Annotated in this window: 20 protein-coding genes; 15 read left to right on the plus strand and 5 right to left on the minus strand. The window is 58.4% G+C overall.

Annotation, left to right across the window (positions count from 1 at the left end):
- The first annotated feature begins 65 nt into the window (after window positions 1-65).
- From AAC599_RS17375 to rpsD, 7 genes are all read left to right on the plus strand, one after another.
- Window positions 66-1,727 carry an NAD+ synthase gene (locus AAC599_RS17375; protein ID WP_340151674.1) on the plus strand — a complete coding sequence of 554 codons (1,662 nt, stop codon included), beginning with the start codon at window positions 66-68 and terminating at the stop codon, window positions 1,725-1,727.
- On the plus strand, window positions 1,724-3,055 hold the full coding sequence (gene gltX / locus AAC599_RS17380; RefSeq protein ID WP_340151675.1) for a glutamate--tRNA ligase: 1,332 nt from the start codon (window positions 1,724-1,726) through the stop codon (window positions 3,053-3,055). The genes AAC599_RS17375 and gltX overlap by 4 nt, the downstream gene beginning before the upstream one ends.
- Before the next feature lie 15 nt (window positions 3,056-3,070).
- Window positions 3,071-4,504: a cysteine--tRNA ligase gene (gene cysS, locus AAC599_RS17385; RefSeq protein WP_340151676.1), complete on the plus strand. Its 1,434-nt coding sequence runs from the start codon at window positions 3,071-3,073 to the stop codon at window positions 4,502-4,504.
- Complete coding sequence (gene cimA / locus AAC599_RS17390) at window positions 4,489-6,111, plus strand: citramalate synthase (RefSeq protein WP_340151677.1); 1,623 nt, start codon at window positions 4,489-4,491, stop codon at window positions 6,109-6,111. The genes cysS and cimA overlap by 16 nt, the downstream gene beginning before the upstream one ends.
- A 7-nt stretch (window positions 6,112-6,118) precedes the next feature.
- Window positions 6,119-6,880, plus strand: coding sequence for an RNA methyltransferase (locus AAC599_RS17395; RefSeq protein ID WP_340151678.1), 762 nt, complete (start codon window positions 6,119-6,121; stop codon window positions 6,878-6,880).
- Window positions 6,861-7,778: an alpha/beta hydrolase gene (locus AAC599_RS17400; protein WP_340151679.1), complete on the plus strand. Its 918-nt coding sequence runs from the start codon at window positions 6,861-6,863 to the stop codon at window positions 7,776-7,778. Before AAC599_RS17395 ends, AAC599_RS17400 begins: the two co-directional genes overlap by 20 nt.
- A gap of 87 nt (window positions 7,779-7,865) precedes the next feature.
- Window positions 7,866-8,483 carry a 30S ribosomal protein S4 gene (gene rpsD, locus AAC599_RS17405; RefSeq protein ID WP_340151680.1) on the plus strand — a complete coding sequence of 206 codons (618 nt, stop codon included), beginning with the start codon at window positions 7,866-7,868 and terminating at the stop codon, window positions 8,481-8,483.
- Window positions 8,484-8,552: 69 nt separating this feature from the next.
- On the opposite strand, the gene AAC599_RS17410 is transcribed toward rpsD, so the two are convergent.
- The 4 genes from AAC599_RS17410 to purM form a co-directional block, all read right to left on the minus strand.
- Complete coding sequence (locus AAC599_RS17410; RefSeq protein WP_340151681.1) at window positions 8,553-8,846, minus strand: DUF202 domain-containing protein; 294 nt, start codon at window positions 8,844-8,846, stop codon at window positions 8,553-8,555.
- A gap of 144 nt (window positions 8,847-8,990) precedes the next feature.
- Window positions 8,991-10,154: an ABC transporter substrate-binding protein gene (locus tag AAC599_RS17415; RefSeq protein WP_340151682.1), complete on the minus strand. Its 1,164-nt coding sequence runs from the start codon at window positions 10,152-10,154 to the stop codon at window positions 8,991-8,993.
- 67 nt (window positions 10,155-10,221) lie between these two features.
- On the minus strand, window positions 10,222-10,881 hold the full coding sequence (gene purN / locus AAC599_RS17420) for a phosphoribosylglycinamide formyltransferase (protein WP_340151683.1): 660 nt from the start codon (window positions 10,879-10,881) through the stop codon (window positions 10,222-10,224).
- Window positions 10,869-11,951, minus strand: coding sequence for a phosphoribosylformylglycinamidine cyclo-ligase (purM, locus tag AAC599_RS17425; protein ID WP_340151684.1), 1,083 nt, complete (start codon window positions 11,949-11,951; stop codon window positions 10,869-10,871). Before purM ends, purN begins: the two co-directional genes overlap by 13 nt.
- A gap of 66 nt (window positions 11,952-12,017) precedes the next feature.
- Here purM and AAC599_RS17430 point away from each other — a divergent pair, with 66 nt between their 5' ends.
- The 8 genes from AAC599_RS17430 to AAC599_RS17465 all read left to right on the plus strand — a co-directional run bounded on the left by AAC599_RS17430 (window position 12,018) and on the right by AAC599_RS17465 (window position 20,606).
- On the plus strand, window positions 12,018-13,163 hold the full coding sequence (locus AAC599_RS17430) for a DUF2066 domain-containing protein (RefSeq protein WP_340151685.1): 1,146 nt from the start codon (window positions 12,018-12,020) through the stop codon (window positions 13,161-13,163).
- Between the two features lie 50 nt (window positions 13,164-13,213).
- Window positions 13,214-13,741 carry a CDP-alcohol phosphatidyltransferase family protein gene (locus AAC599_RS17435; protein ID WP_340151686.1) on the plus strand — a complete coding sequence of 176 codons (528 nt, stop codon included), beginning with the start codon at window positions 13,214-13,216 and terminating at the stop codon, window positions 13,739-13,741.
- An 18-nt stretch (window positions 13,742-13,759) separates the two neighbouring features.
- Window positions 13,760-14,839, plus strand: a complete 1,080-nt coding sequence (locus tag AAC599_RS17440) for an AI-2E family transporter (protein WP_340151687.1) — start codon at window positions 13,760-13,762, stop codon at window positions 14,837-14,839.
- Between the two features lie 8 nt (window positions 14,840-14,847).
- A complete protein-coding gene (locus AAC599_RS17445) occupies window positions 14,848-15,522 on the plus strand; it encodes a DnaA/Hda family protein (RefSeq protein WP_340151688.1) in 675 nt (224 codons plus the stop codon).
- Between the two features lie 3 nt (window positions 15,523-15,525).
- Window positions 15,526-16,305 (plus strand): SDR family oxidoreductase, encoded by a 780-nt coding sequence (locus AAC599_RS17450; RefSeq protein WP_340151689.1) that lies wholly within the window; start codon window positions 15,526-15,528, stop codon window positions 16,303-16,305.
- Window positions 16,306-16,330: 25 nt separating this feature from the next.
- Window positions 16,331-16,762 (plus strand): DUF2147 domain-containing protein, encoded by a 432-nt coding sequence (locus tag AAC599_RS17455; protein ID WP_340151690.1) that lies wholly within the window; start codon window positions 16,331-16,333, stop codon window positions 16,760-16,762.
- A 126-nt stretch (window positions 16,763-16,888) separates the two neighbouring features.
- A complete protein-coding gene (locus AAC599_RS17460) occupies window positions 16,889-19,048 on the plus strand; it encodes an RNA degradosome polyphosphate kinase (protein WP_340151691.1) in 2,160 nt (719 codons plus the stop codon).
- A 37-nt stretch (window positions 19,049-19,085) separates the two neighbouring features.
- Window positions 19,086-20,606, plus strand: coding sequence for a Ppx/GppA family phosphatase (locus AAC599_RS17465; protein ID WP_340151692.1), 1,521 nt, complete (start codon window positions 19,086-19,088; stop codon window positions 20,604-20,606).
- On the opposite strand, the gene rnd is transcribed toward AAC599_RS17465, so the two are convergent.
- A complete protein-coding gene (gene rnd, locus AAC599_RS17470) occupies window positions 20,587-21,735 on the minus strand; it encodes a ribonuclease D (protein ID WP_340151693.1) in 1,149 nt (382 codons plus the stop codon). The two genes, AAC599_RS17465 and rnd, sit on opposite strands and share 20 nt — an antisense overlap.
- Window positions 21,736-21,786: the final 51 nt, after the last annotated feature.

Genomic DNA, 21,786 nt, shown 5'->3' on the forward strand with positions numbered 1-21,786 from the left:
AAGATTTCAGTCCAAAAGCCGATCTGGCGATTGCGGCGCGCGTCAAGGCGGGTTAGAAATTCTTCATGACAGACCAATTGAAAATTGCGCTGGCCCAGGCCAACCCAACACTCGGCAGCCTTGACGCCAATGTCGCACTCGCCCGTGCCTTCCGCGAGGAGGCGGAGGCGTTCGGGGCGGATATCGTCGTTTATCCGGAACTGTTCCTGAGCGGCTATCCGCCCGAGGATCTGGTCCGTAAACCTGCTTTTCAGCGTGCCACCCAGAAGGCGATGGAGGACTTGGCGGAGCTGACCCTCGACGGCGGGCCCGCCATGCTGATGAGCGCGCCGATGGTCGAGGAAGGGAAACTCTATAACGCGGTCTGCCTGCTGGAGGGGGGGAAGATCGCCGCCCGCCGCTTCAAGAACAAGCTGCCGAACTACGGCGTCTTCGATGAATACCGCATTTTCAAGGCCGGACCGCTGCCCGGGCCCATTCCGTTCAAGGGCGTCCGGCTCGGGGTCATGATCTGCGAGGATATGTGGTTCCCCGAGGTTGCCGAATGCCTAGCCGAGACAGGTGCGGAAATCCTGATCGTGCCGAACGGCAGTCCCTATGATCATATGAAATCGGACGAACGGCTCAACCACGCAGTCGAGCGGGTGACGGAAACCGGCCTGCCGCTGGTCTATGTCAACCAGATCGGCGGGCAGGACGAGCTTGTCTTCGACGGCGCGTCCTTCGTGCTGAACGCGGACCGTTCGCTGCCGGTGCAGATGACAAGCTGGAAGGAAAGCCTGCTGATCACCGACTGGCGGCGGGAGGGCGATGGCTGGGTCTGCGAGACGAGCGAGCTGGTCGATCCCGGCACGCCGATGGAGCGGATCTATCACGCCATGGTCCTCGGCCTGAAGGACTATGTGGAGAAGAACCGCTTTCCGGGCGTCGTCCTCGGCCTCTCGGGCGGGATCGACAGTGCCTTGAGTGCCGCCGTCGCCGTCGATGCGCTGGGACCGGAGCGGGTGCATTGCGTGATGATGCCCTCGAAATACACATCGCAGGAAAGCCTCGATGACGCGGCGGGCTGCGCCAGGATGCTCGGCACCCGGCTTGATACCATCTCCATCGCACCGGGGGTCGAGGCCATGGAGACGATGCTGGCCGATGTCTTCGCAGGAACCGAGGCGGATATCACCGAGGAGAATATCCAGTCGCGCCTGCGCGGCATGACGCTGATGGCGATTTCCAACAAGCTGGGACCGATGGTGCTGACCACCGGCAACAAGTCGGAAATGTCCGTTGGCTATGCGACGCTCTATGGCGATATGTGCGGCGGCTATTCGGTTCTGAAGGATGTCTACAAGGTGACCTGCTTCAAGCTCTCCGAATGGCGGAACACGCATTATTCGCCGATGTTCCGCGGCCCCGACGGCCCGGTCATGCCCGAGCGGGTGATCACCAAGCCGCCGTCGGCGGAGCTTCGGGAGGATCAGAAGGACGAGGACAGCCTGCCGCCTTATGAAATCCTCGACGGTATTCTTCACGGGCTGGTGGAGGAGGAGAAATCCCTCGCCGAGCTGGTGGCGGCGGGCTTTGACGCCCATACCATCGCCCGCATCCAGAACCTGCTCTATATCGCCGAATACAAACGCCGCCAGTCACCGCCCGGCGTCAAGATTTCGACCATGAGCTTCGGCCGCGACCGGCGCTACCCGATCACCAATGGATTCAGGGACAAAAGATGACCTCTGTTTACAGATTTGCCCCGAGTCCGACCGGATATCTGCATGTCGGCAATGCCCGGCTCGCCCTGATCAACTGGCTGTCCGCCAAAAAGGACGGTGGCGAGATGATCCTGCGCCTCGATGACACCGATCTTGAACGCTCGACCGAGGAATATGCGGACGCCATCCAGGAGGATCTGAAATGGCTCGGGCTGGAATGGTCGGACCTCAAGAAACAGTCGGACCGCACCGCCGCCTATACGAATGCGTTCGAGACCCTGAGACAGGCGGGACGGCTCTATCCCTGTTATGAGACCGGAGAAGAACTCGATTACAAACGAAAGCGCCAGCTCGCCCGCAAACAGCCGCCCATTTATGACCGGTCGGCCCTCAAGCTTACGAAAGACGAGGTTGCTGCCTTCGAGGCCGAGGGCAGAAAACCGCACTGGCGCTTCAAGCTGGATCAGGAGGTCATTCGCTGGGAGGATCTGGTGCGCGGCACCGTCGAGGTCGATGGCGCCAGCATGTCCGATCCCGTCCTGATCCGCTCGGACGGACGACCGCTCTATCACATGCCCTCCGTCGTCGATGATATCGATTTCGGCATTACCCATGTCCTCCGCGGGGAGGATCATGTCAGCAACACGGCGCTGCATATCCAGATTTTCACGGCATTGGGATCGGATATCCCGACCTTCGGCCATATCCCGCTGCTGATGGGCCCCGATGGCGGACCGCTCTCCAAGCGCGAAGGGAGCCAGAGCCTCCGCGAGATGCGCGAGAACGGGATCGAGGCCATGGCGCTCAACAGCCTGCTCGCGCGGCTCGGCACCTCCGACAATGTCGAGATTTGCCATGATCTGCAATCGGTCATCGACGGTTTCGATATCACCCACTTCAGCCGCGCCGCCGCCAAGTTCGATCCGGCGGAACTCGCCAATCTCAACGCCAAGCTCCTTCATGAGACAAGCTGGAGCAAGGTGCAGGAGCGGATTTCCCTGCATGGCGCGAACGAGGCGTTCTGGAACGCCGTGCGCGGCAACCTCTCGACTTTGCGGGACGCGGAACTCTGGTGGCGGGCAATCAAGGGACCGATGACCCCGGTGATCGAGGATGCGGATTTCCTGCATGCTGCGGCGGCGGAACTGCCCGCGGGCGAGATCACGGCCGAGACCTGGAAAGCCTGGACAACGGCGGTGAAGGAGAAGACCGGCGCCAAGGGCAAGGCGCTCTTCATGCCGCTCCGTCTCGCGCTGACCGGACAGCCGCACGGGCCGGAAATGAACAATCTGTTGCCCCTGATCGGCCGGGAAAATATACTCGCGCGCCTGAACGCCGCCACCGACTGAGTTTAAGGAAGAATTGTGACCCTGCATCTCTACAATACCGCCCATCGCAAGAAGGAAGAGTTCGTGCCCATGGAGCCGGGCAAGGTCGGGATGTATGTCTGCGGGCCGACGGTGTATGATCGTGCGCATATCGGCAATGCGCGCCCGGTGGTGATCTTCGATGTGCTCGCAAGGCTGCTCCGGCATTTGGGCTATGAGGTGACCTATGTCCGCAACATCACCGATGTCGAGGACAAGATCATCGACGCGGCGGCAAAGAACGGCGAAAGCATCGACGCGCTGACCAGCCGCACGACCCAGGCCTATCATGACGATATGGCGGCGCTGAATGCGCTGCCGCCGGACCTTGAACCCCGCGCGACCGAACATATCGACGGCATGATCAAGATGATCTCCAAACTCATCGAAAAGGGCCACGCCTATGAGGCGGAGGGTCATGTTCTCTTCGATGTCACCAGCATGGCCGATTACGGCAAGCTGTCGGGCCGCAACCGCGAAGAAATGATTGAGGGTGCCCGCGTAGAGATTGCCCCACATAAAAAGGATCCTGCCGATTTTGTCCTCTGGAAGCCGTCCACCGGCGAGATGCCGGGATGGGACAGCCCCTTCGGGCGTGGTCGTCCCGGCTGGCATATCGAATGCTCGGTCATGAGCGAGGCGACCCTCGGCATTACCTTTGATATCCATGGGGGTGGGCGTGATCTGATCTTCCCGCATCACGAAAACGAGGTCGCGCAAAGCTGCTGCGCCCATGACGGCGCGCCGTTCGCCAAATACTGGGTGCATAACGGCTTTCTTATGGTCGATGGCAAAAAAATGTCAAAATCGCTTGGTAATTTCCGCACTGTTAGAGGTGTGCTGGAAGAAGCGCCAGGTGAAGCTATTCGTCTGTATATGCTCAAAACCCCTTATCGAAAGCCCTTGAATTGGACTGACTACGGGTTAGAGCAAGCCAAAACTGAAATGAACAAGCTCTATATTGTTCTCAAAGATTTTGACGACGTTAAAACTGGGCCACTTGAGCCAAACCCCGAAGTTGTGTCGGCACTGTCTGATGATCTCGATACTTATGCTGCTTTTCTCAAGATACAGAATTTAGGCAAGCAGTTGCGGCGAGAAAAAAATAAAGCTGAGCAATCTCGACTAAAAGGACAACTAATCGCTAGCGGCCAGCTTATGGGTTTATTAAGTATGACTCCTAAAGAATGGTTTCAGGGTCGCGGCGATATTGTGGTGAGTGTTCCCAGAGAATTTACTGAAAAAAGCGGATCTAAAGCGGTTGGTGATTTTACGTTCTGGAATGAGAAAATTGAAGAACTAATTGCGGAACGCGATGAAGCAAAAAAGCAAAAGAACTACAAGCGGGCCGATGAAATTCGTGATGAGTTAAAAGCTGCAAACATTATCCTCGAAGACGGACCGGGCGGCACCACATGGAAGAGAATGTAATGGAACGGGAAAGACTTTATCTTTTTGACACAACGCTGCGCGATGGGGCGCAGACGCAGGGCGTGGATTTCAGTGTCGAGGATAAGACGACCATTGCGAAGGCGCTTGACGATCTCGGGATCGACTATGTGGAGGGCGGCTGGCCCGGGGCCAATCCCGGCGACACGGCCTTTTTCGCCAATCCGCCCGAGCTGCAACACGCAACCTTTACCGCCTTCGGCATGACCCGCCGTCCGGGGCGCAGTGTTTCCAACGATCCGGGGCTGAGTGCCATTCTCGATGCCAAGACGCCCGCCGTCTGCATCGTCGGCAAGAGCTGGGATTTCCATGTCGATGTCGCCCTCGGCATCACCATGGAGGAAAATCTGGAGCTGATCGCCGACAGCATCGCCGAGATCGTCCGGCAGGGACGGGAGGCGATGTATGACGCGGAACATTTCTTCGATGGCTATAAATCGAACCCGGAATTCGCGATTGCCTGCCTCAAGGCCGCCTATGGCGCGGGCGCCCGCTGGATGGTGCTCTGCGATACCAATGGCGGTACGCTGCCGGACGAGGTGGAACGCATCGTCACCGAGGTGATCGAGCATATCCCCGGCAGCCATCTCGGCATCCATACCCATAACGATACGGAAAATGCCGTCGCCAATACGCTGATGGCGGTGAAGGCCGGCGTGCGGCAGGTGCAGGGCACCCTCAATGGCCTTGGGGAGCGCTGTGGTAATGCCAATATCATCTCCCTCATCCCGTCGCTGATGCTGAAGGAGCCGTTCAAATCGACGATCGATACGGGCATCACGGAGGAAGGGCTGAAGAATGTCACCGCCATATCCAGATTGCTGGATGATATCCTCAATCGCTCCCCCAACCGGCATCAGGCCTATGTCGGCTCCGCCGCCTTCGCTCATAAGGGCGGGCTGCATGTCTCGGCGGTGGAGAAGGATCCGAAAACCTACGAACATGTGCCGCCGGAACTGGTCGGTAACAGACGGCATCTGCTGGTTTCCGATCAGGCGGGCCGGTCGAACATCCTCGCCCAGCTCCGGGATTTTGGTCTCGATATCGATCCGAAGGACCCGAAGGTCGACCGGATGCTGGAAGAGGTGAAGGAACGAGAGTTCGAAGGCTTTTCCTACGATGGCGCACTCGCCAGTTTCGAACTGATGGCCCGGCGTCGCCTCGGCCAGGTGCCGAAATATTTCGATGTCGAGAGCTTCCGCGTCTCCGTCGAACGCCGCCATAATGCCAAGGGCGAATTGCTCACCGTCTCCGATGCGGTGGTCAAGCTGATCATCGACGGGGAGCGGTTTTTGTCCGTCGGCGAGGGGAACGGCCCGGTCAACGCACTCGATAGCGCGCTTCGCAAGGATCTTGGCAAGTTTTCTGACTATATCGACGATCTGCGCCTCGTGGACTTCAAGGTGCGTATCCTCACTTCCGGCACCGAGGCGGTGACCCGCGTCCTGATCGAGAGCACGGACAAGACCAACAAGCGCTGGTTCACCGTCGGCGTATCGCCCAATATCGTCGATGCGTCTTTCGCGGCGCTGATCGACAGCATCACCTACAAGCTCTATCGCGCTGGCGCCCCGGCGGGCCGCAAGTAAGCGGCCGATGACGGACGCCGCCATGCCCGCCATCATCCTGGTCGAACCGCAGATGGGCGAGAATATCGGCGCGGCGGCCCGGGCGATGCTGAATTTCGGCCTCATCGACCTCCGCCTTGTGGCGCCCCGCGACGGCTGGCCCAACGATCGCGCCGTCGCCATGGCCTCGCGCGCGGATATCGTGCTCGATAACACCCGCGTCTATGCGACCACGGCGGACGCCATCGCCGATCTCAACCATGTCTATGCCACCACCGCCCGGCCGCGCGACGTGATCAAGAAGATCGCAACACCCCGGGCCGCAGCGGCGGAGCTTCGCGATCATACGGCCACCGGCACCGCAACCGGCATCCTGTTCGGCAAGGAAAGCGTCGGCCTCTCGAAGGAGGATGTGACCCTTGCGGACAGCATCATCTCGGTCCCGCTCAATCCCGATTTTTCCTCCATCAATCTCGCACAGGCCGTGCTGCTGGTCGCCTATGAATGGTTTCAGGCGGGCGACGAGACACCGCCCGTCCGCATCCTTAACGAGGAACGCCCCGCCAACAAGGCGGAGCTTGCCTATCTTTTCGCGCGGATCGAGACGGACCTCAATGCGCGGGGGTATTTCGATCCGATCATGCAGCGAAAACAGGTCATCCTGCAGAATATGCGCAATATGTTCCAGCGGCTCGGGCTGATGGAATCCGATGTGCGCGCCTTTCAGGGCATCATCAAGGGCCTGACCATGAAGGTAAAGGAAAACAGGGATGACGGCGATAAAGCATGACCGGGCGGAACTCGGCGACATCACGCTGCATTATGCGGAATGCGGGGCGGAGAATGACGAGCTGGTGCTCATGCTGCATGGCTTTCCGGAATTCTGGTACTGCTGGAAAGACCAGATTCCGAGGATTGGCGAGACATATCACGCGGTGGCGCCGGACATGCGCGGCTATAACCTCTCCGACAAGCCGGACGGCATCCGGGCCTATGGCATCAAGCATCTGATCGGCGACGTTCTGGCCCTGGCGGATCATTTCGGGACCGAAAAATTCTATCTCGTTGCCCATGACTGGGGCGCGGCCATCGCCTGGGCCGTCGCCATCGCCAATCCGGAGCGGGTGAAGGGCCTTGTCATCCTCAACGGGCCGCATCCCTTTCTTTTTGCCGAACTGCTCCGTCATCACGACGCGCAGATCGCGCACAGCCAGTATATCGCCCGCTTCCAGATCCCGGATGTCGAGACGGAACTGCTGGCAGAGGACTGCAAGCAGCTTTGGGACTGGACGTTCAGTGACCTCATCCCGACCGGCGAGATGACGGAGACGGACGAGTTTGCCTACAAGACCGCCTGGACGCAGCCCGGCGCGATGACGGCGATGCTGAATTACTACCGCGCGTCCCCATTGGTTCCGGCGACGGAGCAGACCAAGGGACAAAGTTTCGGCCTCGATCCCGAGGCATTCCGGGTGCAGGTGCCGACCCTCGTTGTCTGGGGAGAGGGGGATAAAATGCTGGTCCCGGAAAATCTCGACGGGCTGGAGAATTTCATCGATGATCTCACCATTGTCCGGCTGCCCGGAATCACCCATTGGGTCACGCATGAAGCCCCGGAACGGGTGAGTTACGAGATTCTCGGCTTTCTTGAGCGGCTAAACGGCAAAAAAGCGCCGGAAAAGGATTGACAACCGGCCCGCGAAACCTATTATGCGCGGCTTGTGCAAGCCTCGTCGGCATGCCTTTTTCCTGAAATCGAAAACTGGATCAAGTAAATGAGCAAACGCATTCAAGCGAAATACAAAATCGATCGCCGTATGGGCGAGAATCTCTGGGGCCGCCCGAAAAGCCCGGTGAACCGCCGCGAATACGGACCGGGCCAGCATGGCCAGGGCCGCCGCGGAAAAATCTCCGACTTCGGCATCCATCTCCGCGCCAAGCAGAAACTCAAAGGCTATTACGGCAGCATCACCGAGAAGGGCTTCCGCCGCCTGTATGAGGAAGCTGTCCGCCTGAAGGGCGACACATCGGAAAACCTCATCGGCCTGCTGGAACGGCGTCTGGACGCAGTTGTCTACCGCATGAAGTTCGTGCCAACCGTTTTCGCCGCGCGCCAGTTCGTCAACCACGGCCATGTGACCGTGAACGGCAGCAAGGTGAATATTGCCTCCTATCAGGTGAAACCGGGCGACGTTGTCGAGGTACGCCAGAAATCCAAGCAGATGGCCCTCGTTCTGGAAGCTTCCGAAAGCGCCGAACGCGACGTGCCGGAATATATCGAGGTTGACCACAAGGCGATGAAGGGCACCTTCAACGCGATCCCGAAACTCTCTGACGTGCCCTATCCGGTCGTCATGGAGCCGAACCTGATCGTCGAGTTCTACTCACGCTAATCAGAACCCATTCAGAAAAGCCGGAGCGCGACACCGCCTCCGGCTTTTTTTATGCGTTAAATCAGGAAATTAAAGGCCGCCGTCGCGCTTTTCGGCATCGATCGATTTTCTGACGCGGTGGTAATCATCGAGCCCGACCAGCAGGCATATCACCGCCAGCGGCAACAGCCCCCAGCCGACATGGCTCAGCCAGGGCTCATCAATGAAATGGATCAGGCCGATGGCGGCGGCGGTCAGTCCGATCGCCGTCCTGATATAGGACATCAGGGTGCGGCGGTTGGCCAGTTCCGTGCGATGCACCGCGAGCTTGAAAGTATCGACATTGCGCCGCTCGTTTTGAGTGTTTATCTCTTTCTTCGCCATGCCGCTATGATAGTAGGTTCAATCTTTTTCAGCAATATAGGCGCGGGGCATATACCGACACGCATCCTTGCCGTGTTCATGGGCGTCGAGGACAGCAAGGATATAGCTGTCCGCGAATAGAACGACAGTGATAGCCGGAACGGGTCAGGGGGCAGGAACGGAATCGGGCAAGATTTCCTGAACGAATGCTTCCTCTCCGTTCTTCACCCTGAACAATGCCACGGATTTCACCGGAATGCGGCTGCCGTTCTGATAGGAAATAGTGCCGGTGAGGCCCTTGTAATCCTGCAATGTGGACAGGGCTTTCTGAATTGCATCCGCGCCAAGCGAGCCTGCTTTCTCGGTTGCCTCTGCCATAAGCATGACCGCATCATATGCTAACGCGGAGAAGGCACTCGGTTCCTGATCAGGATATTTGGCAGCAAAGGCCTTGCGAAACGCAATCATTTCAGCGCTGGTATTGGCGGCGCTTACATCGGCATGGGTCGTGAAGAAGGAATTGTCTTCCGTCGGGAGCTTTTTCCAGTCTTCATCAATATCAAACCCGTCCCCGCTGGCAATGGGACCTGCGTAACCTGTCGCGCGCATCGCCGTGATTCCCTTGACCACTTCATCGGGCGCAGCCGCAAAATAGACAAGATCGGCGGCGGGTAGTTGTGCGATCACGTCCTTCAGGCTGTCCGCAGTATAGCCTTGGCTGAAAATGACTTTACCGCCCTTTTCCTTGAAGACCTCTTCAAAATACTTCCGGATCAGCTTGGTATAGGTCATATCGGTTTTATAAAGGACCGCCACAGTCCGGGCATTCAGGTCCGAAATCGCCCAGTCGGCGGCCACGGCGGCCTGCACGTTATCGCCATAGCAGGCAAGAAACAGATATGTCGGCACATCCGCTGGCAGCAAGGTGGAGGTGGCACCCGAGGTAATGAAAACCCGTTTATTCGCAGCGGCGACGCGCGCAGCTGCCAGGGCCGAATCTGTTCCGGTGACGCCAATAATTACCGGCATGTTTTCCGTAGTCTCGATCAGGTGCTGCATTCTTTTCGGAATAACATCAAGGTTGGTTTCACCATCGACGAGTACCAGATTGACGTCTCGTCCCAGAATACCGCCGCGCTCGTTTAGCGCATCGACCGCAAGGGCGGCCCCTTCCGAAGAAGGGACACCGAGCGAGCCCAGTGCGCCTGTCAGATTGTAGATTGCACCGATGTTCACAGTATCGGTCTTGTGATCCATCACGTTGCTACAAGCGGCCAGGGCAAAAAGAACAGCCATGAGGACATAATGTACGTAAGATCGAATTTTCATAACCATCCCTCATCCATATCCCAAACAAGTTCTTTAAGTTGATTTGAAATCAATTAATACAAGCATTTCAAAAATTTTCAACCTTCGGATTCAACAGTGAGAGCGTTTGTTCCTGGGCCCGCTCGATCATAGCACGGGGGCCGTGGATTTTCACCCGTCCTTCCGCCACCAGCTTGAGGGCGAGGGGGTAGATGCGGTGTTCCTGCTCGAGGATGCGGGCTGCCAGCTCGTCCGGCGTGTCCTTTTCGAGGATGGGCACGACGGCCTGCGCGATAATCGGCCCGTTATCCATCTCCGGGCGGACGAAATGCACGGTACAGCCGGTAAAGCGCGCGCCGGATTCGATCGCCCGCTCATGCACATGCAGCCCCTTGAAGGCGGGCAGCAGGGACGGGTGGATATTGAGGATGCGGTCCCGCCAGCGATTGACAAATTCCTCCGTCAGCAACCGCATGAACCCGGCAAGGCAGATCAGATCGATCTGCAAATCCTCAAGGTAGGCCGTGATCTCCGCCTCGAACGCCTCGCGCGTCTCAAAATCGCGATGGTCGATGGTGCGGGTCGGGATGCTGTTGTCGGCGGCGAATTTAAGGCCCGCCGCCTCGAGGTTATTGGACAGCACACAGGCGATCTCCGCCGGGAAGTCGGGCGTCTGGCAGGCCCGCACGAGCGATTGCATGTTCGTCCCGCGGGACGAGATAAAGACCGCTACTTTCAGCTTTGCCACGTTTCTTCCAGCTCCGAAATGACCACCTGTTCCTCGCCGTCCTCGCGCGCGGCAAGCTCCCCCAAGGGGTAGACCGTCTCGCCGGCGGCCTCAAGCATCGCCGTCGCCGCTGCCACATTCTTCACATCGACCACGACGACCATGCCGAGGCCGCAGTTAAAGGTCGTCGCCAGTTCGCGCGGCGCGATATTGCCCGTCTCCGCCAGCCATCTGAAAAGCGGCGGTAGCGGCCAGGCCCTGGCATCGATTTTTGCCGTGAGATTCTTCGGCAGAACCCGCGGGATGTTTTCGAACAGGCCACCCCCGGTAATATGGGAGAGGGCGAGGATATGCCCGGCGCGGATCGCCTCAAGGCAGCTTTTGACGTAAATCCGCGTCGGTGCGATCAGCGCATCGCCCAAACTGCGGGACGAATCGAACGGCGCCGGATCGGCATAGTCGAGATTGAAATCCGCGACCAGCCTGCGCACGAGGGAAAAGCCGTTGGAATGCAGACCGGAAGAGGTAAGACCGAGGAGGACATTGCCCGCCTTCAGGCTATCGGCCTTCAGCAGCTGATCCCGCTCCACCGCGCCCACGGTAAATCCGGCAAGGTCATAATCGCCCTTGGCATACATGCCGGGCATCTCCGCTGTTTCCCCGCCGATCAGCGCGCAGCCCGCCTGTTTGCAGCCCTCGGCGATCCCCGCAACGATATCCCGCGCCGCCGCGACATCGAGACCGCCGGTTGCGAAATAATCCAGGAAAAACAAGGGCTCGGCGCCCTGAACCACAAGGTCATTGACGCACATGGCCACCAGATCGATGCCGACCGTGTCATGACGGTTCATATCGATGGCGATTTTCAGCTTGGTGCCGACGCCATCGGTGGCGGAGACGAGCAGGGGGTCCTTGAACCCGGCGGCCTTCGGATCGAAGATAGCGCCGAAACCGCCCAAATCCGCGTCTGCGCCGGATCTCCGGGTGGCAGCGGCGAGGGGTTTGATGGCCTCGACCAGTGAGTTTCCGGCCACAATATCAACGCCTGCCTCTTTATAGCTGTAACTTTTTTTGGAGCTATCGGTCTTCATAAGTTATGCTGCACCCGAGTTTATGACTATGATCGGGCCAACATACTTTTTTTCCAGTGGTTTGCAATGACGGATACACAGCCAAAACCAATCTTTTCGCGCCTTTTCGCCACCCTTGTGCTGGCGATCGCTCTTGCCGGGACAGTCGCGCCCGCCGGGGCCGCGGATAATTTCTATGTCGTGCGGGATATTTCGGTGGACGAAACCGCGTCCTCGGCCGCCGCGGCGCGTACGGTTGCCGTCAGAAAAGGGCAGGAACGGGCGGTAAATGCGCTGTTCCGCCGTCTGGTGCCGATGCCGTATCACAGCAGCCTGCCGAAACTGGACGAATCCATGATCACGCCACTGGTCGCCTCGTTCCAGGTGGCGAACGAGCGGACCTCGGCGCAGCGCTATCTCGCCGACCTGACATTCGAGTTCAAGCGCGACGATGTGCGCAAGCTGCTCCGCAACAATATGCTGCCGTTCAGCGAATCTGTCGCCGATCCGATCCTGATTCTGCCGGTCTATCAGGAGGGTGAGCGCGCCTATCTCTGGGAATTTCCCAACCCTTGGCGCACGGTCTGGGTGGATATCGTCGATTACGGCCTGCGCCCGCAGGAGCCGGATAGTCTGCGCGATGACTGGGCGCAACCGATGATACAGCCTGTCCTCGTCCCGGCGGGCGACCTCACGGATATCAAGGCAATCAATGTGAGGGAGGCCCTCAATCTCGATCCGGCGGCACTCTCTGCCATTCAGGAAATCTACGGCGCCTCGGCGGTCGAAGTGGTGACGGCACGCTCCCGTACCGATGCGGACGGCACGCTGCTCCTCGATGTGACGCGCATCCGGCCCGATCAGGAAACCCCGCCCGCGGTGCAGACCTATAAGGGCAGCGAGGACAGCGAAGCCCTGATGCAGAGCGTCATATTTGATCTTCTCGCGCGGATGCAGGAAGACTGGAAACGCCAGAATGTGCTGGATTTCAGTGTCGAAAATACGCTGGCCGTGACGACGGATATCTCCAGTCTCGCCGACTGGCTCGCCATTCAGGAAAAGGTGCAGGGGCTGTCGGCCGTCAGCAAGACCGAGGTTAAGGACCTCACCGTTGAAAAGGCCTTCTGGTATGTCACCTTTGTCGGCAACATGGATCGGTTGGCTGCGGCGCTGGCCCAGCAGGACCTGACCCTTGCGGATCAGGGCGGATACTGGACACTCAATCCGAAGTAAATGCGGTAATATATTGATTCTTAATAATTTATCTCAGTTTGGAAAGTGCGTTGAATATCCCCAACAGTATCACGTTGATCCGCATGATAATGGTGCCCGCGATTGTCTGGCTGATTCTGGCAAACCAGATGTATGCGGCCTTCATCGTCTTCGTGATTGCCGGCATCAGCGATGCCCTGGACGGGCTGATCGCCAAGCAGTTCGACCTCGTCACCCCACTCGGGACCTATCTCGATCCGCTGGCGGACAAACTTTTGCTGGTGTCAATCTATATCACGCTCGGTATCCAGAACGGATTGCCGAGCTGGCTCGTCATTCTGGTGGTCAGCCGGGATGTGCTGATTGTCGGCGGCATTATCCTGACGTCGCTGATGGATCTCAGCGTCACCATTGTCCCGTCGAAGCTCAGCAAGCTTAACACTTTTTGCCAGATTGCCCTCGCGTCCCTCGTTCTTGGCGATATGGGATTTGAAATCGGCTTTACCGAGGGGATCGAGCTGTTTGTCTTTATTGTCGCCGCCACCACTGTCCTGTCGGGCATCGCCTATATTCTGCAATGGGCGCGGCAAAATGCCTGAAGGGAACCGGAGTAACCTATGACACTGAAACAACAATTGAAGTTCTGGGTAATTGCGCTTGTCGCCTTTGTCCTGTTCCTGGTCCTGCTCAGCGATATCCTGCTGCCCTTCGTGCTCGGCATGGGGGTCGCCTATTTCCTCGACCCCGTGGCCGACCGGCTGGAAGAGAAGGGAATGAGCCGCACGGCGGCGACCGCGCTCATCATCGGGCTATTCCTCGTGCTGGTGAATATTGCCTTCGTCCTGGTCATCCCGATCCTGATCGACCAGGTCATGGGCCTGCTGAACCATTTGCCGGAATATTACGAAAATGTCCGTGACTTTCTGATGCCCTTCATTGACCGCTTTGTCGATCTTCCCGCCTGGCGGCAGAATCAGGAATTCAACGATACCGTCGGACAGTACGTAAGCGAAATGGTGAAGAAACTGGCGACGTTTTCCGAAAATATCATCGATGGCGGGCTTGCTTTCGTCAATATTATTACCCTGCTCGTCATCTCCCCGGTAGTCGCCTTTTACCTTCTCAGGGACTGGGATCATATCGTCGAACGGATCGATAGCTGGCTGCCCAAGAAACATGCGGCACAGATCCGCATGCTGGCGAAACGGATAGATGATGTGCTGGCCGGGTTCGTGCGCGGGCAGGCACTGGTCTGCCTGATCCTCGCCGTCTATTACAGTATCGCGCTGATGCTGACGGGGCTGGAATTCGGCTTCCTGATCGGGATTATCACCGGGCTGATCTCCTTCATTCCCTTCGTCGGCGCGATCATCGGCTTTATTGCCTCGGTCGGGGTGGCGCTGATCCAGTTCTGGCCCGACTATATCATGATCGGCCTGGTCGTCGGCATTTTCATCATCGGACAGATACTGGAAGGCTATGTGCTGGTGCCCAATCTGGTCGGCGGCAAGGTCGGGCTGCATCCGGTGTGGGTCATGTTCGGCCTGCTGGCGGGCGGCAGCCTGTTCGGCTTCGTCGGGGTTCTCATCGCAGTGCCGATGGCCGCTGTTATCGGCGTGCTCAGCCGTTTCGCCATCGACCAGTATCTCCAGAGCCCGCTCTATGACGCCCATCATCCGGATCAAGGCGATAGTTGAGAAATTCGATGCAACCCTCTCAGATACCGATGAATTTCTCCTTTCGCGCGGCGACGGGCCGGGATGACTTTCTGGTCACCGAGGCGAATGAAGATGCGGTCGCCTGGATTGACAAATGGCCGGACTGGCCGACACGGGTGCTGCTGCTGGTCGGCCCGAAAGGCTGCGGCAAGTCACATCTCGCAAACGTCTGGCAGACACAGAGCGGCGCCGAGGCCCTGAGTGCAGAGGACCTTGCAACGCTGGATATCGAGGCGCTCAGCCGCCATGCCGGGACACCCCTCGTGATCGAGGATGTCGGCCCGGGGATCGATGAAGAGGCATTGCTGCATCTTTACAACCTCATACAGGAGCGGGGCGGCAGCCTGCTGCTCACCTCCCGGACACCGCCCGGTGGCTGGAACCTCTCCTTGCGCGATCTTCAGTCCCGCCTTGGCACGATCCCCGTCGCCCGCATTGCCGAGCCGGACGATGCTCTGTTTTCGGCGCTGGTGATCAAACTTTTTTCCGACAGGCAACTTGCCGTCACGCCGGAAGTCATTCACTATATCGTCCGGCGGCTGGAGCGGTCCTTCGCCGAGGCGCGGCGCTTCGTCACGCTCCTCGACAACAGCGCTCTCGCCAAAAAAAGAAAAATAACGGTCTCGCTCCTGCGCGAGGTTTTCAGGGAAGAACAGGAATAGAAAATGGATCTCGGAATATCAGGAAAATGGGCGATTGTCTGCGCCTCCAGCAAGGGACTTGGCCGCGGCTGCGCCGAAGCGCTGGCGGCGGAGGGGGTCAATCTCGTCATCACCGCCCGCACCAAAAGCACGCTGGAGGAAACCGCGAGCTATATCCGCGACCAGAGCCCGGTCGAGGTGATCGCCATTGCCGGGGACATCACCACGCCGGAAGGCCGGACCGAGGTGCTTGAGGCCTGTCCGGAGCCGGATATCCTGGTCAACAATGCCGGTGGTCCGCCGCCCGGCGACTATCATGACTGGACGCTGGATGACTGGCACAAGGCGCTGAACGCCAATATGCTGACGCCAATTGAGCTGATCAAGGCCACGGTCGATGGCATGCGGGAGCGGAAATTCGGCCGCGTCGTCAATATCACCTCCAGTGCGGTGAAGGCGCCGATTGACATTCTTGGTCTCTCCAACGGCGCGCGGGCGGGGCTGACGGGCTTCGTTGCCGGAATTGCCCGCAAGACCGTCATCGACAATGTCACGATCAATGCCCTGCTGCCAGGACCGTTCGATACAGACCGGCTGCGCGGGAACTTCGCCGCCGTCTCCAAATCAAGCGGCAAGTCGATCGAGGATATCCGAAAAGAACGCGCCGCGGGCAATCCCGCCGGACGCTTCGGCACCGCCGAGGAATTCGGCGCGGCCTGTGCCTTCCTCTGCAGCGACAAGGCCGGCTTCATCACCGGTCAGAATATCCTGTTGGATGGCGGCGCCTTTCCGGGTACATTGTAGGGATGTTAAATCGACCGGAGACTATATGATACGACACTTCCTGCTCTTTCCCGTGCTCGCCCTGGCGCTCCTGTTCTCCTTGCCCGCCGCAGCCCAGGATGTGACCGGCGTCTGGTCAACCGTGGACGGAGAAAGCCACGTAAAAATAGAGCCTTGCGGGAACAAATTCTGCGGCAAGATCATCTGGCTGAAAGAGCCGCTGACCGAAAAGAAGATCGCCAAGACGGACATCAAGAATGAGAATGTTAGCTTGCGCGGACAGCCGATCGAGGGTCTTGAGATTCTTAAGGGGTTTATACAAGAGAAAAAGAATGAATGGGATGACGGCACGATCTATAATCCCAAGGATGGCAAGACCTATTCCTCCACCCTGACCCTGACCAAGCCGGATGAGCTGGAAGTGGACGGATGTGTAATGATCTTTTGCAAGACACAGGTCTGGACACGGGTGGAATAATCGCCGCCGTTCAGCTTTGGCTAAGGTTTCAGGGATATAATTTATGACAGCCTTTGTCATAATTCGATGATGTAGGCCCTATATATTGTCGGAACAGGTAGGATTTCTGGATAGGGCAGGGTGTAGATGTCGACAAAAATCAAGAGCGCGGACAAGGAAACAGAGGAAAACAGGCTGAGCCTTCTGGAAAGCCCGGAGCGCCTCATCAACCGCGAACTGTCGTGGCTGTCCTTTAACTGGCGGGTTTTGGAAGAATCCGCGAATACGGCGCACCCGCTGTTCGAACGGCTCCGCTTCCTGTCGATTTCCGCCGCCAACCTCGATGAATTCTATATGGTGCGCGTTGCCGGTCTGTGGGGGCAGATCAAGGCCAACATCAAGACCCTCAGCGATGACGGCCTGACCCCGACGCAACAGCTTGAGCAGGTCGATCACAAGGCCGCCCTCCTGATCGGGGAGCAGAACCAGCAATGGAACCGCCTGACGCAGGAGCTCCGCCACCGTGGGGTCAATGTCCTTTCACCGAAGGAACTCACCAAGCAGGAGCATGCCTGGCTGGAGGAATATTTCAGGCGCCAGATCTATCCGGTCCTGACGCCCATGGCGCTCGATCCCGCCCATCCATTCCCCTTTATCCAGAATCTCGGCTTCGGCCTGTTCCTGGAACTCGTGCGTAAAGAATCCGAACGCAACCTGAAGGCGCTGCTGCTGCTGCCGCAGGCGCTGGATCGCTTCGTGCGGCTGCCGGGACCAAAAATACGCTTTATCAGCCTTGAAAATATCGTGATGCTGTTCCTGCATCATCTCTTTCCGGGCTACAAAGTGGCCAGCAAGGGCATGTTCCGCATCGTGCGCGACAGCGATATCGAGGTTGAGGAAGAGGCGGAAGATCTCGTCCGGCTGTTCGAAACGGCGCTGAAACGACGACGCCGGGGCAGCGTGATCCGCCTCAAGGTCGACAGGGAAATGCCGCAGGCCTTTATCGACTATCTCAGCACTGAACTTGACCTGAACGGCCGCGCTATCATTGTCGTCGACGGCCTGCTGGGGCTTTCCGATACGTCACAGCTGATCACCGCCGACCGGCCCGACCTTTGTTTCAAGCCCTACACGCCGCGCTACCCCGAGCGGGTGCGCGATACCGGCGGGGATATCTTCGCTGCCATCAGCAACAAGGATTTCATCGTCCATCATCCTTATGAGAGCTTCGACGTCGTGGTCCAGTTCCTGCGGCAGGCGGCGGCCGATCCGAATGTGGTGGCGATCAAGCACACGCTGTATCGGACATCGACCAATTCCCCGGTCGTTAACGCCCTGATCGAGGCGGCGGAGGCGGGCAAGTCCGTCACTGCGCTGATCGAGCTGAAAGCCCGCTTTGACGAGGCCGCGAATATCAAATGGGCGCGCGATCTGGAACGGGCAGGGGCGCAGGTGATCTACGGCTTTATCGATCTCAAGACCCACGCCAAGGTGTCGGTTGTCGTCCGGCGGGAAGGCGCGAACCTCAAGACCTATATGCATTTCGGCACGGGCAACTATCATCCGGTGAACGCGACGATCTATTCCGACCTCTCAATGTTCACGACCGATACGGAACTCGCGACGGATGTCGCACTGATGTTCAATTACGTGACCGGATATGCCAAGCCGAAGGGCCTGCAGAAGCTTGTCCTCTCGCCCTACAGCCTGCGCAATTCCCTGATCGAGATGATCGAGGCGGAAATCGAGTTTGCCAAGGCCGGGAAACCGGCGGCCATCTGGGCGAAGCTCAACTCCCTTGTCGATCCGACCATTATCGACGCCCTCTATCGCGCCAGCAACGCCGGAGTCGATATCCGGCTGGTGATCCGCGGCATCTGCTGCCTCCGGCCCGGAATCAAGGGCATGTCGGAGAATATCCAGGTCACCAGCATCGTCGGCCGCTTCCTCGAGCATTCGCGCATCGTCTGTTTCGGGGCAGGGAACAAGATGCCCTCGGACGAGGCCAAGGTGTTCATTTCCTCCGCCGACTGGATGCAGCGCAGCTTCGACCGTCGGGTGGAGACACTTATCCCCGTCACCAACGAAACCATTCATCGCCAGGTGCTCGATCAGATTATGGTCGTCTGCCTGAAAGACACACAGCAAAGCTGGAAATTGCTGGAAAACGGCGAATATGAGCGTATTTCGGGTGAGGGCAAACCCTTCTCGGCCCATAATTATTTCATGACCAATCCGTCTTTGTCTGGACGCGGCAAGGCTTTGCTTGTAAAGGAACCTGTACCGAAGCTTGTTCCGCCAAGCTAGATTTTTTTGGTTTTCGAAGTCCAGGTATCAGAATTTGATGGAAGAACGGGATAGAGAACTGGACCCTGTCGTCAAGGTGTCCGACAAGTCTACTGCCGTCATCGATATTGGGTCAAACTCGGTCCGTCTGGTCGTTTTTGACGGCCCCCAGCGGGTGCCGCTTCCCAAATTCAATGAAAAGGTTTTATGCGGCCTGGGTAGGGAGCTCGGTACAACGGGGCTGCTGGGCGAGAAGGCCATGGCCGATGCCCTTGCTGCGCTGCGCCGCTATGCCGCGCTGGTCCATCACATGGGGATCGAGCGGGTGATGGTCGCCGCCACCGCCGCCGTGCGTGAGGCCGACAACGGATCGGAATTCGTCTCCGAGATTGAACAGCAATGCGACCTCAATGTCCAGGTGCTGAGTGGCCGTCAGGAGGCGCGCTATTCCGGCCTCGGCGTACTCTCCGGCATTCCCCACGCCAACGGCCTCGCCGGGGACCTCGGCGGTGGTAGTCTGGAACTGGTGGAAATATCGGATTTCCGCATCCATGAAACGGCGACGCTGCCCCTTGGCGCCCTCCGCCTTTCCTACATGAACATGCCGGAGAAAAAGCTCCGCAAGTTCATCAACAAGAAAATCGCCAAGGCCGAGTGGCTGGAGGAACTGACCGCCAAGGATTTCTACGCCGTCGGCGGTGCTTGGCGCGTGCTGGCCAAATACCATATTATCAAGACAAACCATCCACTTACCATCATCCATAACTATCGCCTGAGCGCGGAAGAGATGGCGGCGCTGCTGGATGAGATTCTCGCGATGTCACCGGAGGAATTGTACAACGCCAACGGCATCCCGAAATCCCGCGCCAATACAATGCATACCGCGGCGATCATCATGCAGGAGCTGATCGACAAGGTGACGCCATCGGGCTTTGTCTTCTCCGGCAATGGCCTGCGTGAGGGGATGCTGTTTTCCGAGCTGAAGAAATCCGTTCGCAAGCGCGATCCGCTTCTGGACGCCTGCCGCGACATGGCTGCGAGCGAGGGCCGCTTCGCCGAGCATGGCGAGGAAATCTTCGACTGGCTGAAGGAACTGGTGCGCCCCGCCGACCGCAAGAGCAAGCGGCTCACCCTGGCGGCGGCGACGCTGTCGGATATCGCCTGGTGGGCCAACTCCGACTATCGCGCGGCGCAGGCCTTCCGGCGGATTTTCCGCGCGCCCTTCAACGGTATCGGCCATCGCGGGCGGGCCATGGTCGCGCTCTCGGTCTATGCCCGTTATAAAGGAGATTTTTCAGGCCCGGCGCCGGATGACTGTCTGCGACTCCTGAGCGATCAGGAAGCGAAGAACGCGCTCATCATCGGTCTGGCGCTGCGTCTCTCCCATACCATCAGCGGCGGGACGATCGGCATTCTGTCGCAAACCCGCCTTGAAATCTCCAATTCGACGATCACCTTGAAAATCCCGACCTCGCTGTCGCCGCTGGTCGGCCATCATGTGGTCAACCAGATGGAAAATCTGGCGGCGGAGCTGGATCTTGAATCGCAAATAGAGGTGGTTACAGGGAAATTATCCTGATCTTCCCGTTTTCGGAAGAGAGGGCGATTTCCCCGTTCTTCAGCTTCAGCGCATCCTCGCCGAATACCCGGCGGCGCCAGCCTTTAAGCGCCGGCACATCCGCCTCATCTTCAGCGGCAATCCGTTCAAGCTCGGCCATATTGCAAACCAGCTTCTGCGCGACCTCATTCTCCTCACATCTCAGTTTAAGAAGAACCCGTAACAGTTCCATCAGTGGGCCAGTTCCCTTTTGTGGCGGGGCTTTCTTCGTCGCTGTCGGGCGCTGATCGGCGGGCAGGTTGACCCCGGCATCGACCGCTTCCAGCAATCCCCGTCCCATATGGCCATCGGCGAATTTCTTGCCGATCCCGCGGACATGGGACAAGGCCTCCGCATTCTTCGGCGGATTGGAGGAAATTTCCAGCAGCGCCTCATCCCGGACCACGCGGTTGCGCGGAATATCCTGCTTGTGGGCCTGTTCCTCCCGCCAGGCGGCAACGGCCTGCAGGATGCCGAGGAATTTCGGATTGCTGTTGCGCGCCTTGATGCGCTGCCACGCCTCCTGCGGCGGAATGAAATAGGTTTCCGGCGCCCGGAGGATTTCCATTTCCGACATCACCCAGTCCTCGCGGTCACGCTCCTTGAGCTTGCCCGCGAGGAATTTATAGACTTCCCGAAGATGGGTGACATCCGCCTCCGCATAGGTGAGCTGTCGATCGGAGAGGGGGCGGCGCGACCAGTCGGTAAAGCGGGAGGATTTATCGATTCCCTTGCCGGTGATCTTGGAGACCAGCGTGTCATAGCCCACGGATTCGCCGAAGCCGCAGACCATCGCCGCAACCTGGGTGTCGAAAATCGGTTTCGGCACCTCGCCATTCAGATGATGGAAAATCTCAAGGTCCTGCCGGCCCGCATGAAAGACCTTCAGCACCGTCTCATTCTGCAAAAGATCGAACAGGGGTTTGAGGTCAATCCCTTCCGCCATCGGATCGACAATCGCCGACTCATCCTCTGTCGCCACCTGGACAAGGCACAGGATCGGCCAGAAGGTGCTTTCCCGCAAAAACTCGGTATCGATGGTGATATAGGGATGTTCCGCGAAGCGGTCGACCAGTTCCTGAAGTGCGGTCGTTGTTTTTATTATCTGCATTAACTGCCAGTGCCCTTTCCAAACAAAAACACGTCCGGAGGCACCCAAACG

This window comes from uncultured Sneathiella sp. (assembly GCF_963976355.1).
Classification (GTDB): Bacteria; Pseudomonadota; Alphaproteobacteria; order Sneathiellales; family Sneathiellaceae; genus Sneathiella.

Bases quoted from the DNA above. Each gene is read 5' to 3' on its own strand.
- purM (WP_340151684.1), bottom strand. From the start codon at position 11,951: ATGAAGACCGATAGCTCCAAAAAAAGTTACAGCTATAAAGAGGCAGGC.
- AAC599_RS17465 (WP_340151692.1), top strand. From the start codon at position 19,086: ATGGAAGAACGGGATAGAGAACTGGACCCTGTCGTCAAGGTGTCCGAC.
- gltX (WP_340151675.1), top strand. From the start codon at position 1,724: ATGACCTCTGTTTACAGATTTGCCCCGAGTCCGACCGGATATCTGCAT.
- AAC599_RS17375 (WP_340151674.1), top strand. From the start codon at position 66: ATGACAGACCAATTGAAAATTGCGCTGGCCCAGGCCAACCCAACACTC.
- AAC599_RS17430 (WP_340151685.1), top strand. From the start codon at position 12,018: ATGACGGATACACAGCCAAAACCAATCTTTTCGCGCCTTTTCGCCACC.
- rnd (WP_340151693.1), bottom strand. From the start codon at position 21,735: ATGCAGATAATAAAAACAACGACCGCACTTCAGGAACTGGTCGACCGC.
- AAC599_RS17460 (WP_340151691.1), top strand. From the start codon at position 16,889: ATGTCGACAAAAATCAAGAGCGCGGACAAGGAAACAGAGGAAAACAGG.
- AAC599_RS17445 (WP_340151688.1), top strand. From the start codon at position 14,848: ATGCAACCCTCTCAGATACCGATGAATTTCTCCTTTCGCGCGGCGACG.
- AAC599_RS17395 (WP_340151678.1), top strand. From the start codon at position 6,119: ATGACGGACGCCGCCATGCCCGCCATCATCCTGGTCGAACCGCAGATG.
- AAC599_RS17455 (WP_340151690.1), top strand. From the start codon at position 16,331: ATGATACGACACTTCCTGCTCTTTCCCGTGCTCGCCCTGGCGCTCCTG.
- AAC599_RS17410 (WP_340151681.1), bottom strand. From the start codon at position 8,846: ATGGCGAAGAAAGAGATAAACACTCAAAACGAGCGGCGCAATGTCGAT.
- AAC599_RS17440 (WP_340151687.1), top strand. From the start codon at position 13,760: ATGACACTGAAACAACAATTGAAGTTCTGGGTAATTGCGCTTGTCGCC.
- cimA (WP_340151677.1), top strand. From the start codon at position 4,489: ATGGAAGAGAATGTAATGGAACGGGAAAGACTTTATCTTTTTGACACA.
- AAC599_RS17450 (WP_340151689.1), top strand. From the start codon at position 15,526: ATGGATCTCGGAATATCAGGAAAATGGGCGATTGTCTGCGCCTCCAGC.
- rpsD (WP_340151680.1), top strand. From the start codon at position 7,866: ATGAGCAAACGCATTCAAGCGAAATACAAAATCGATCGCCGTATGGGC.
- AAC599_RS17415 (WP_340151682.1), bottom strand. From the start codon at position 10,154: ATGAAAATTCGATCTTACGTACATTATGTCCTCATGGCTGTTCTTTTT.
- AAC599_RS17400 (WP_340151679.1), top strand. From the start codon at position 6,861: ATGACGGCGATAAAGCATGACCGGGCGGAACTCGGCGACATCACGCTG.